The sequence below is a fragment of the Legionella sp. JM-2024 genome (assembly GCF_055389095.1).
This window is the reverse complement of the sequence record NZ_AP039388.1, coordinates 2,868,350-2,880,240: the sequence shown is the minus strand read 5'-3', so window position 1 is coordinate 2,880,240 and position 11,891 is coordinate 2,868,350. Positions and strand designations below refer to the sequence as shown.

Sequence of the window (11,891 nt, the reverse complement as noted above, 5' to 3'; positions counted from 1 at the left end):
AGTCGTTTTTCATATTTTGAAGTGCTGAGGCTATTATGAAAAATAGAATCGAATGTCTGCAATTGTTATTTAAAAAAATATTAGATGATGACTATATTGATTTAGACCATATCATAAAGGCGTTAAGAGAATTTTCAGGAGTTTCTGGAAATTCAGATATACAGCAACAAAACGAACTTTTAAAGATTAAAAGCTCGGATGGACGACTTAACATCATTCCAGATAGAACTGAAAGTATAGCCAAAGCGATTTCCTATATTGTGTCAGTAAAAATGCTGATGACTTTATTTTCAAATACAGAATTTATAAGGGCTATAGGCGGTGATATTTCTCCTGATATGCTTATCCTTTATAGAAGAAATCCTACTCAATTTTGTAAAGTCATGGATCAATGTTCTCATCTTGAATCGATTCGGTATTGGATGAGAGTGGAATTTGTGAAGTATTTCAGTAATCATTTACCCGATGAAAATGTTATTTTGGGTGCAGAAGTTTTGTTAAGTCTAGATAATATTTTTGATGATGTTTCGTATTACATGGACAAAGTAAAAGGGTTAAACTTAAAACTTATAACACGTTACATTCAAGATACACAAAGAAGTATTCCTGATGCTTTATACAGGTATTGTGTTGAGACTATAACTAACCCCATGTTTCCCGAAGAAGATTTCAAGGCCTTTTCCAAGCTTATCATTGGCAGATATAATTCAAGATTTTCAATACCGTTAACTATTTCTTCAGATGACGAAAGTTCCAAGAGTGAGATAGAGATGCTTAGGAAGGAAAACGAGCAGTTGAAGGCCGAATTAGCTAAATATAAAATAGACTCAAATAGTAGTATAGCCTTTTTTAAGCCATAACCAATGTGGTTTCGCGGACAGAGGTTTCAAAAAAACCTTTTTCCCACTTTCTTGCTGTATATTTTGAATTAAATAGCGTCTAACAAGAAGTAAAAAACCAATTAGCAGGCTACTGTTAATTGGTTAATTAAGAATGTAGTATTAAATCAACTGTACATCGATAGTCGGATTTCTTCGAACCGATCGTCATCGCGTTTTTTCATTTCTTCAGCCGCATGCAACTCCTCTTGCTCTTGTTCTTGTTGATCCTTTAATTTCATAAGTTCGAGCATATTCTGAGTTTTTAATTCTTGTAAAATGGCAGCTAATAAAATGTCAGTAGTAGTTTGCAGGCTTATTTCTTTAGTGGGTTGTTTTACTTCCTGTGTTTTTGGTGTTTCCTGTATTTCTGATGATGGGGATATTTGTTTTTGATTAAAAAACAGTTGTGATCCATGATCAGAATAAGGTTGTTTGGATTTATTATTTCCATTTGTTAGACGAGTATTTGTACTACTTTGAGCCATGGTGATCTCCTTTTCCGTGTGAGTCCCATTCAGGTTAATCTAAATCTTGAGTAAAATGCAAATGTTTTTTTCAAAATTCACAAATTTTGCGTTTTTGACATCAATATTAATCTAAGAAGTGTCTTTATTGATAAAAAGATCAAGAACTTAGCAAAATGGAACGATATCGGGACTTGAAAAATATTTTACAACCCTTTCTTTTTGGTCTAAATATTAGTTACTAAGGATTAATATTAGACAAATATGAGAAAATGGATTATTAGTTTGTTGCTGTTGATCATCATCGTCCTGGGTTCTTACCCTATCGTTGGCATGATAGCCGGAAGCACATTGAAAAAAAATGTCGATAATATTCCCAAAAATCCCTTGATCACCTGGCAATTAAAAAATTATAAACGTGGATGGTTCTGCTCTACCGCTGATTTGAATTTACTTATTAATCTGCCTGCCCAGAAGAGTAAAGACGCACAAGGTCATGTTAAAATACAGCCAGAACTTCATTTGAGTCTGGATTTCCCGCTGAGCGTGCGCCATGGTCCATTCATCTTGACCAATAATGGCTTACGTTTTGGGCTGGCTTGGGTAACCACCCAACCAGAAACTCATTATGGTGCCCTGATTAACTATCTTAACCATACACTTATCAGCTATAGCCTACCCTCGATTAACATGAAGGGCACGAGTAAAAGTGATCAAGGCAATTTTACTTTTGTTTGGCAAGGACTAAGTACAAAGCTAAAGGTTAACCCTAACATCGATAAAATCTCTGGTTATTTAACCATCTATGGTATGCGTACCCAAGTCAAAGACACCGATGTCAGGATTGGGAAAATCAGCACATATTTTGCATTGAATCGCTACATGGAAGGCTTATGGCTTGGTGACTCACATATTCTACTGTCTTCTGTTTCCACGGCCATTAATTCACAGACAGTGTTTGATCTGCAAAAACTGAGTATGGATGCCTGGGCTGGGGTCAACAACGACTTACTGGAATTTCATCTGCATCTATCCCTGGATAAATTTATAATGAACAATAATCGTTATGGTCCTGGCACATTAAAAATCGAGTTTAAGAATTTGGAACCCCAAGCCATGGCTAAACTCAATCAATTGAACTACGACTATCCCTTCAACCAAATGGCTGTTCTCTCTGAAACCTTTACCCTACTCTCCAAGGGTGCGACATTGAATCTGAGCCAGGAATTGGATCTGCCGCAGGGGCATTTATCTGCTTCTCTGAATCTGGCTCTGGCAAACAATCAATTAAGTAATCCAGTCGATCTCTGGAAAAATCTGAAAGGAGAGGGCAAGTTTAGAGCGCCGATTAAGCAAGTTAAAGATCTATTGCTTGAGTCAATCAAATCAAAAATAGCCCAGCAACCAGCGACCATGCCCCAACAACCCCAAGCTAGAGAGGCCATTCCGACCCAACCAATTGACATCGATGCTGAGGCCCAGAAGCAAACGGATGAACTTTTGCAAAAATTGATAAATAAAGGTTTCTTAAAGGTTGATGGTGATTACTATCAGGCCTCTTTTACTCTGGAAAATACCAAGTTCATGGTCAATGGCCATCCTTTTGATCCTGCTTTATTGAACTAAATTCAAGATTTGGTCATGGATCGAGCTGTGCTGTATGCAGCAACTGTACAATGGTTTATTTACTATAGTGGCTTATTTTTTTGAGTAAAATAAGCCTGTTTGCAAGCAAACAGGCTACATTTTAATTCATTCACAATAGTAATCCTTTCACTACAATAAATCAGAGAGGATTACAGTTGTGTATATGTTCTTTCAATTCTTCAGGGATATTCGTGTTAAACATGTTCTTTTGTTGGTTTTTGGCAAAAAAGATACATTGATTTAACAAGGATGGGACTTCTGGATTTCCAACACCAAGTTCTCTAATGAGATTAGAAACTTTGATTGAATGTGACGAATCAATTTCTTTGCCATTTCCATCGACCAAGGTGATTGTTTGTAGGTTGGGGAATACTGCTCTTAGTGCTTGCCTTTGTTCTTTTGACATGTCATTGACAGTATCATAGCTTAAACAAAGAGTTTGAATATGTGCGAACGAATCCTTAAGCCATACTAAACCATCAAGAGATATTTGATGCAATGGGTTAAAACTCAAATTAAGTGAAGTCACGTGTTTAGGGGTAACAAAATAAGTTTTTGTTAATCCAAGTTCATTGCAACTCAAATCAAGAGAAGTCACACTGGCAGGAATGGCGTCGGTGATTTCTAATAACTCACAACATGTTTGTAAACCCAGGTGGTTATTACTTAAATCAAGAGTGGTTATACCATCAGGGATAGAGGTAATTGCTTGTGCTGCGTTGTTGTCAGTTAATATTAACTTATAAATCATAATTAAAACTCCATGAGTATATGTATATTTTAATTCACATGGATTATAATATTACATAATTGATTATATTTTAAATAGATTGTTTATATATTGAGTATATGAATTTCCTATGTGCTCAATTAAAGTGAGGGGATCGTTTTAACTCAAGCAAAAGACATGACCTGACTAGAAAATAACTACAAGGGTGTTATTGAGTCATCCATGTTGGTTTGGGAGACGTTTGTAAAGGAGTCATTGAGCTGTTATTGACATTGCTCTCAATCTCTTCAGAAACAGAAAATTCTTTCTCGAATGTATCTGGTTTTTCTGATTCTTTTATTACTTCACTCAGATCCTGCTGAGTGGGGGTATTATGAGTGCTATCATAGCGGGCAGGGGAGGAATTAATGCCCAAATTAGTAGTTTTTCCTCCTAACTCATTCAGATTCCTGGCAAAACCCCATTTAGGAAAAAAGTAGTTGGCTGCGTGTTTCATTTGCATCGTTGAAGGGATGATTTGTTCAGCGAGAATATGTCCATTATGCGAGTTGGCGAAAAAAACCACAGCATTTTTCTTATCCTTATCCTGTAAATCTATCACAATCCAGGCTCTGTAATCATTCATATCACCTGAATGATAGGCTGTGATAACCTTCCCTTTATCATCTGTTTGCAGCCCCCAGCCTAAACCCCATGCAACCTGTTGTAGAACAGTATCAGGTATGTTGCCTTTGGCAACTCCGATAGCTCCTGCCAAACCTTTATCTTTTGTCATGAAGACATGAGGGACGAAAGGGTCTTCAACAGTACTGTCGTTTATCAGATACTTAACAAAATTGGCATAATCTCCTGCTGTGGTACGTAGAGTATTCGCAGCACAGGGTTTGGGTTCCTGGCATTCGTATTGCACCGTAATCGCTTTAATCAAATCCACACTATTTGAAGACTTACACACAGCGGGCAACATTTCAAGAATGTTTGGAACTACCCTTTCAGGGAATGATCGATTAACCATTTTTCCATTTTCCAGCCAATATGCTGTCAAGTGTTCATCTTCTTGTAGTATGACAAGCTGACCCGATTGCATTTCTTCAAATACAGGTTCTTTTTCAGCATGTAAAACCGAATTATAGACTCTGGGTACATAAGTGCTATGAGTCATGCCACAAGGTGCAAATACATGTTCTCTGGACAGTGTTTCAAGATCGGAACCAGTCAGTTTTTCAATCACTTGTTGTAAATAAATAATCCCAACGTTCGAATACCCATGCTCTTTTTCTTCAGGATTTGGCTTAAATTGAAATGTCATTTCCCCATGGGCTAGTCCAGTCGTATGGGATAACACCATCCTTGCAGTGAGTGCTTTAGAACTAGAAACGGTAGATTCATCCGACATATCAAATTTCATTCCATCTATGTTAAATTTTTCCAAGGGGAGAATATGAAAAAGGGGAGTATCCAAATCAAAATGTGTTAGTGTTTCTGGCAAAATAAATTGACCTGATCCTGCCTCTGCTTTATTGCTTGCATTCGCTTGTACCAATTTTTGCACTAGATAAGCGAATACTGGTTTGCTTAACGAAGCGGTACCAAAAACAGTTTCTGGTTTTACCTTTGTAGGTGGAATGCGACCCGTTAGAGTTGTGATTAATTCATGCTCATGAACATTCGCTAATTTATAGGTTTCGGTACATTTGGTTTGTAATGTTTCATAGGCTATTTTATTTGTTTCAGTTAATGGGATTTTCTGAACTGTTTTTGATGTGTGGTCAACATAATAAAGCTTAGTATTAAAGGAAACTACTGCATTTTTAGTTCCCACGCCCAATTCACTTTCAGATCCTAGAACTAATTCTTGAAATTGGCACTTGGTGGGGTCATTGGACAGTTTGACAAGACCACACCCATCTGTAAGTCCTATCTCTTGTGTGGAAATGACTCCTTCATGACTTACATAGGCAATAGAGACGCCAGGAATTTGTGCTTTTTTCATGGTATCTTTTAGAAGTAGTTCTTCTATTTTCATATAGGACATAAGTTTACTTAAAAATAATCTGACTATAAATTATACTTTTTGATATTCAAAATTCCTATTTCCTTGAAACTCACTTTTCGCAAAAATATAGTAAAAATTCTGCAATGAGCAAGCATAATCCAGTCAGAGAAGCGTCATACGGGTTTCGATGCTTTCAGCTTATTCTAGGAGTTTGCTTACCAAAACCAGTTTTTTTGTAATGGTTTAATGGATAAAATTACGATTATAATCAAATATAACCACCATTTGACCTGAACAAGAAAGGGAAAAATGAGCTCAGCAACACAAGATAAAAAGAACATGACGAGAAACAATAACACCTGTAAAGACGGAGAGTTGGATTTTACACAAGAAGAGAATTTAGATTTCAACTTATCTCCTGGCTGTGAAATCAAATGGATGATTAATGGAAAAACACAAACAATTATTAGTAATACATAGAACCACCAATCAATACTTCTTAAAGGAGGATAAATCGATACAATTAACAAACCAACAACAAAGTAAACTAACATAACCAAAATATATTCAGTTACATTAAAGAGACGCAGTTTTTCAGAAAGAAATGTTTCAGAAGACATGAGAGTATCCTTTTACATCTATCATCCTTATAATAATTATAAGACAAAATTCAGTCTTGATTGATCGAAGCACAATCAAGGTTTTCATTTTTCGATTATCACCTTCCCTATGTTCGTTCGGGCTGAGGAGGCGTTTACGCCGTCTCGAAGCCGCTGTGTCAAGACCAGTAAGGTTTCGAGACAGCGTTCAAGCGCTTCCTAATCCTAAAAGGATAGTGGATTTATAAGGGTAATCACTCTTAGCTTCACGGCAATGGGTGCTCCACTCAACTTACTATACTCCTGCCCGTTATCCAAATGTGAATGCATACGCTTCCAGACCTGGCGAATCGCATTGTATTTCCAAAACACCGTTACTGACATTTGGCAAGCTAATAAGCTCATATAACCGATCTTCATTTACCTTAATGCGTTGTTCATGCACATCTTTACCCGCTTGTGCAGGGCTGATTGGTTTACCGTTGAGTAAAATGGTCACGGTTTTGGGTTTATCATCATTCGATCCCAATACTAAGAACACTTTCTTGGCATGGAAATGCAACAGGATGCTTGCATTGGCTTTCAATGACGTAATATTCTGTGCGTTCACTTGCCATTGTCCCTGCAATGCCCAAAAATCTTGCTTCAACATGCCATGGAACTGATATCCCGACTCATCATCAGTCTTCGGATTGGCAAACCGTTCCGCCCGGTTGGAACCAAGATACGTTTCAGGTGTCACACCATAAGTAAGTGCTTGCTTTGGTAATGTGTCTGAGTGTTTTTTCTTGGATTTGGCTCCCAATAACACTTGAATATTATGTTCAGTGACCGCATACTGCCCTTCACCAAAATGGATGTATACCACCTGTCCTTGCTTATCAATCAGATAATGCGCAGGCCAATAGTGGTTACCATAATTATCCCAGGTTTGGAATTGATTATCCAAAGCGACGGGGTAATGAATTTGGTATTTCTCCACGGCCTGTTTGACATTCTGATATTCTTGCTCGAAGGCGAATTCTGGCGAGTGTACACCAATGATCACTAGACCTTGTGACTTATATGTCTGATACCAAGCTTTCAGGTAAGGTAGTGTTCGAATGCAGTTGATGCAAGAATACGTCCAGAAATCAATGAGGACAACGTGTCCTTTCAGCGATGCCAATGTCAGCGGTGGCGAATTGATCCAGGCTGTAATGTCTTTCAAAGGTGGTGCAGGATATGGCTGTTCCAGGCCATCTACCAGGCCCTTGGATTGCAATTGTTTGACGTCAGTCCCGTATATCTGCTCCGGCACATAAAGTTCTCCTCGCATATTGAGAATGACTGCCAAAAAGAGAATTCCCCCCAATACCTTACGAATACTTTCAGCATATTTCGTTAAAAATGCACTCTTGGTAAGAGCCTTTTTACCTAAGAGAATGATTAATAATAAGGGAATAGCTACTCCGATACTAAACACTATCAGTGTTAATATCGATTCCAGGTTTGTCTTGGCACGAATGGTCTGTAAAATGACAGCCGCAATGATAGGGCCGGCACAAGGTGTCCAAATCAATCCAATAGGCAGTCCAATCAAGAATCCACTGATAAAACCGGTGCCTTGCCGTGTACTGGAAAACCATGCTGTCCCTAAAGTGGACAGTTTTTGTGTCAGACGGGAAAACTGTCTGCTTAAATAAGAAGAGATCATCACAACAGCTAACAGGAGTAACAAAATAAACGAAATGAAGCGTACCCAGTCCAGGTTAATACCAGTTGACAGGATTAACGTTCTGGCGAAGAGAGTAAATAAACAAAAAGCGAGAATAAATCCCAGCATCACCCCATAGGGCTTCCAGCGTCCTCCACTCATCCCTGTTGCAAAAATGATAGGCAAAACTGGCAGAATACATGGCGACACAATTATTCCAATGCCTTCTACAAACGCGAGTAGTAGATTAAAAAGCATAAGCAGTACTCAGCCGATTTACGATAATAAAGAGTATAATATACAAAAGCTTAGATGGGCAAACATGAGTATTTCTAGTATCGAGTGTTCTATTGATAGACAATGGCATTTAAAATTTCTATCTAAATGCGTTTACAACAGATAATGTGTATCTTTCAAAAAAAGTATGTCAGGAGTTTCAGCAAGCATAAGTTATTTGTGTGATGTGTTTGAACTCCTTCAATATGAGTTTTTAGTAAGGGTATAGCAAGCTCGTGCCAAAGGCCACCAGTAATGCCCCAATCCACTGATATTGAGATATTGTTTCACCAATGAAGTAAGCGAATATTTGCGCAAATATCACTGAAGTATTACGTAAAGTCAGTGCTAGCCCAGCTTCCGAATGACGCAATCCAATTAAAAATAGCAAAAAGGATAAGGCACTTATCATTCCACCAATAGACGCCATTTTCCACCCGGATTTGATTTTCTTTCCGAATAGTTGTCGTTGTTTTTTATTCATTAAAAGAAATATTCCCGGTAAAGCTATCCATAACGCTGCAGAAAATAGAGCGGCTGGATTAGCACCGTATGCCAAAGAGCGGCCATAGCATAAATGATAACCAGCGATGCAAATGCCACATAAAAGCGGAAATAATAATTGTTTTGACTGATTAAGGTTATAAGTTTGACTGGTAAGCATCAATCCAGCTAATACGGATAATATACCAATGATATTGGATGAATTAAGATTTTCTCCAAGGAAGCAAGTAGAGATGCACCAGACAATTATCATGGCACTTCCTCGCATGATAATGTAGGCTTTTCCAAGTGAAGACTGTGTTAAGCTGATGGCTAAAGTGATTACATAGCCACCCTCAAATAAACCAGAGGCCAGCGCCCATAAAAAGGAATTGGATGTTTCAAACAATGGGGCAGGGAAAAAGGGGATAAAAAGAAGCGAGAAGACGGTTGCAAAACTCATAATTCCCAACACTTCATAGTATGGCGTTGAAGTTCTTTTAGCAAACGTATTCCACGCGGCATGGAGTATTGCTGATAAAATTATAAAGGTTCCTGAACCCACTTCTGTTTATCTCTAACTATACATCCCAAAGATTGTAGCATTAGAGTTGTCTTCTGGACTACAGTCTGGTCATTGGGTTTAGAATCAACAGAATATCATCTATTTGCTTCAAGAATCCTCTTCTATATTCGACTTCTTGTTTTATTATAAGGTGTTGTTGCCAAAAGAAGATTCAGAGGAAGACAAAAAGAAAGAATTGGTCCCATGGTGTGTGAGGAGGGGCATTACACCCTCCTATTTGAGATTTTTTAAGAATTTAATAAATTTTTAAGCCAGACCTTGGCCTCCGGGCTAACCTTATCATCATTTAAAGCGATCTCGTAAACAGCTTTTTTTCTTGCAATTTCTTCACCATACATATCATCTAACGCCTTATTCCAAAGTGATAAAACAGCAGGAGAAGATATTTTGCCAACTTGTTCAAGAATGCCATAAATCCGGTCTCTCCAATAGGCATCAGTGGCTTTTTCTATCCAGGATATTAGTTCTGGTGTTAACCCAATATCCTCAAGACCTTTTCCTTCTCCAAATCCTTTTTCCCATTTTTTTGTCCTTAGATGGGCGTATTTTTTGCCGTATATCCCATTAACCCACTCCATGTATTTCTTTCCTAATTGAATACCGATAGTTGAGTAAGGATCTTGATTAAGATTATTTTTCAGCTCATTCAAAAGTTGCTGCCATTGCTTTTCGAAAGCAGCTTTTTGCTCAGGCGTTTTATTGGCTTTCATTTCTTTTTCGAATTCAACATACTGTTTTAATTCATCAGGTGTGAATATTTCTTTAACCCAGCCATGTTCAAGATTTTCTGTCATTTTATATACCTCTATTATTTCAATAATGGTTTCCCAAGGAATGGATTTATTGCTATCAACAGAGCTAATAATGCTTCTCAGGGTTTTGGAGCCCTCAAGTAAAGCAGTTGCTTTTTTCTCCAACACTTGAGCTTGATTGCTAAAATGTTCGAGCGCACCTCTTTCTTCAGAAAGCAAGGTTTTGATTTGTGCTAACTCAAAACCAAAAAACCTCAAAGCAATAATCTGTTGCAATTTCAATAAATCCTTTTCGGAGTAAACGCGATACCCATTGGACTGTCGTAATGATGGCTTAAGTAACTGGATGCGATCATAATGATGCAATGTTTGCACGGTGACGCCGGTTAATTGAGCCAGATCTTTTACGAACCATTGAGTCATGATGTTTCCTCCTTATTGATTAAGGTAAGGTATATAGCAACAATAGGGTCAAGTATTTTACAGGACTTATTAATAACTTTGATCTCTTTGTTAAAAAATGTTTTGAATTCGGTCATTTAGTTTATCTAAATTCCTTTTTCAAAACATTCTTTGCCTTGACCTCAAAGTGTTTCGCAAGTCCTGTTTTATAGTCATAATCAATACATTTGTCTTAAGATTAAAAAATGATTCTGGTATAACCAATAAAAATCTATGAGTAATCACTTTTTAAATCAAACCACATGGCGTTGTGCGATTACCACCCCTTGAGAACAATATTTTTCAATATTGTTCTTGACATGATCATTGTGAATCACAATAATTCTATTGATTTTTGGAAATCACTTGACTGCAAGGATTGCCGGCCTTAACTAGGAAAAAATATGAAAAATAAAATAGTTATGTTGGCTCTAACCTCCTTATCGCTTACTTTTTCTCTCGATGCTTATTCCTCCGATTACAGTTGGAATGGGGTATCGCTAAGCACTTCTTTAGGAGTCCTGTCAGGTAAGGCTCACGAATATGTTTATTATCCAGACACAGCCAGTAAGTTAAGCGAGCTGGATTGGCGCATAAAAAATGCTGCGATAATAAAAGGGGAATTAAATTATGATTTCCTGGCATGGCTGAGTCTTAATGGTAGAGGCTGGACAACTTTGGCAAAAAATAAAGCCGCCATGGATGACTATGATTGGCTCAATCCAAATCAAGCAACCTGGACCGACTGGTCACATCATGACAATACACATCTTAATTATGCCAATGAATTGGATGTGAGCTTAAGAACCTGGCTGATGCAAAAACAAAATTACAAGTTTGGTCTGGCGACTGGTTATCAATGGGATTCCTTTAGTTGGCGAGCCGTTGGCGGCTGTTACCAATATAATAGTGGTGCCTATACAGGTTGTTTTCCTGGTGATCAGCCTGGAATTGGATACCAACAAAAGTTTGGAACCCCTTATGTTGGCCTGGCCGGAAAATATTTTATCAATAATTTTGAGTTCAGTGCTCTTTTAAAATTTAGTGATTGGGTGTCAGCGCGAGATTATGATGAGCATTATGCCCGCAATTTAACATTCAAAGAACGTGGAAACAACTCCAGGTATTATGCTGCAACGATTCATTCTGGCTACTTTTTAACACACAACACGAAAATTTTTGTTGAAGCATCCTACAATCATTATTCTAATGGGAGGGCTGATACCGAGATAATCGACAACGATACTGGTGAACACGACTATAACAGTAACTCAGCTGGTTTATCCAATAAAAACTATATTATCGCTCTCGGTCTGCAATATCTTTTCTAGAAAGATCGA

At 37.7% G+C, this 11,891-nt stretch carries 10 protein-coding genes; 3 read left to right on the top strand and 7 right to left on the bottom strand.

The window, feature by feature from the left end:
- Positions 1–35: 35 nt before the first annotated feature.
- Positions 36–860: a hypothetical protein gene (locus ACZ5EK_RS12555; protein ID WP_464429975.1), complete on the top strand. Its 825-nt coding sequence runs from the start codon at positions 36–38 to the stop codon at positions 858–860.
- A gap of 146 nt (positions 861–1,006) precedes the next feature.
- On the opposite strand, the gene ACZ5EK_RS12550 is transcribed toward ACZ5EK_RS12555, so the two are convergent.
- Positions 1,007–1,366, bottom strand: coding sequence for a hypothetical protein (locus ACZ5EK_RS12550; protein WP_464429974.1), 360 nt, complete (start codon positions 1,364–1,366; stop codon positions 1,007–1,009).
- 243 nt (positions 1,367–1,609) lie between these two features.
- Between ACZ5EK_RS12550 and ACZ5EK_RS12545 the strand changes: the two genes are divergently transcribed.
- Positions 1,610–2,971, top strand: a complete 1,362-nt coding sequence (locus ACZ5EK_RS12545) for a YdgA family protein (RefSeq protein ID WP_464429973.1) — start codon at positions 1,610–1,612, stop codon at positions 2,969–2,971.
- 160 nt (positions 2,972–3,131) lie between these two features.
- On the opposite strand, the gene ACZ5EK_RS12540 is transcribed toward ACZ5EK_RS12545, so the two are convergent.
- From ACZ5EK_RS12540 to ACZ5EK_RS12515, 6 genes are all read right to left on the bottom strand, one after another.
- The gene (locus tag ACZ5EK_RS12540) at positions 3,132–3,743 is read right to left on the bottom strand and encodes a Dot/Icm T4SS effector Lem15 (protein WP_464429972.1); all 612 of its coding nucleotides are present in this window, start codon (positions 3,741–3,743) and stop codon (positions 3,132–3,134) included.
- Between the two features lie 187 nt (positions 3,744–3,930).
- Positions 3,931–5,757, bottom strand: a complete 1,827-nt coding sequence (locus ACZ5EK_RS12535; RefSeq protein WP_464429970.1) for a serine hydrolase domain-containing protein — start codon at positions 5,755–5,757, stop codon at positions 3,931–3,933.
- 176 nt (positions 5,758–5,933) lie between these two features.
- Positions 5,934–6,338, bottom strand: coding sequence for a hypothetical protein (locus tag ACZ5EK_RS12530; RefSeq protein WP_464429969.1), 405 nt, complete (start codon positions 6,336–6,338; stop codon positions 5,934–5,936).
- Between the two features lie 289 nt (positions 6,339–6,627).
- Entirely contained in the window at positions 6,628–8,271 is a 1,644-nt protein-coding gene (locus ACZ5EK_RS12525; protein WP_464429967.1) for a cytochrome c biogenesis protein DipZ, read from the bottom strand.
- A 232-nt stretch (positions 8,272–8,503) separates the two neighbouring features.
- Positions 8,504–9,337, bottom strand: coding sequence for an EamA family transporter (locus ACZ5EK_RS12520; RefSeq protein WP_464429966.1), 834 nt, complete (start codon positions 9,335–9,337; stop codon positions 8,504–8,506).
- 248 nt (positions 9,338–9,585) lie between these two features.
- Positions 9,586–10,533, bottom strand: coding sequence for a MerR family transcriptional regulator (locus tag ACZ5EK_RS12515; RefSeq protein WP_464429964.1), 948 nt, complete (start codon positions 10,531–10,533; stop codon positions 9,586–9,588).
- 422 nt (positions 10,534–10,955) lie between these two features.
- On the opposite strand from ACZ5EK_RS12515, the gene ACZ5EK_RS12510 reads away from it, so the two are divergent.
- On the top strand, positions 10,956–11,882 hold the full coding sequence (locus ACZ5EK_RS12510) for an omptin family outer membrane protease (RefSeq protein ID WP_464429963.1): 927 nt from the start codon (positions 10,956–10,958) through the stop codon (positions 11,880–11,882).
- Positions 11,883–11,891 lie beyond the last annotated feature (9 nt).

Excerpts from the sequence above, each read along its gene's own strand:
- ACZ5EK_RS12515 (WP_464429964.1), bottom strand. The coding sequence starts at position 10,533 with ATGACTCAATGGTTCGTAAAAGATCTGGCTCAATTAACCGGCGTCACC.
- ACZ5EK_RS12555 (WP_464429975.1), top strand. The coding sequence starts at position 36 with ATGAAAAATAGAATCGAATGTCTGCAATTGTTATTTAAAAAAATATTA.
- ACZ5EK_RS12530 (WP_464429969.1), bottom strand. The coding sequence starts at position 6,338 with ATGTCTTCTGAAACATTTCTTTCTGAAAAACTGCGTCTCTTTAATGTA.
- ACZ5EK_RS12510 (WP_464429963.1), top strand. The coding sequence starts at position 10,956 with ATGAAAAATAAAATAGTTATGTTGGCTCTAACCTCCTTATCGCTTACT.
- ACZ5EK_RS12550 (WP_464429974.1), bottom strand. The coding sequence starts at position 1,366 with ATGGCTCAAAGTAGTACAAATACTCGTCTAACAAATGGAAATAATAAA.
- ACZ5EK_RS12525 (WP_464429967.1), bottom strand. The coding sequence starts at position 8,271 with ATGCTTTTTAATCTACTACTCGCGTTTGTAGAAGGCATTGGAATAATT.
- ACZ5EK_RS12540 (WP_464429972.1), bottom strand. The coding sequence starts at position 3,743 with ATGATTTATAAGTTAATATTAACTGACAACAACGCAGCACAAGCAATT.
- ACZ5EK_RS12545 (WP_464429973.1), top strand. The coding sequence starts at position 1,610 with ATGAGAAAATGGATTATTAGTTTGTTGCTGTTGATCATCATCGTCCTG.
- ACZ5EK_RS12535 (WP_464429970.1), bottom strand. The coding sequence starts at position 5,757 with ATGTCCTATATGAAAATAGAAGAACTACTTCTAAAAGATACCATGAAA.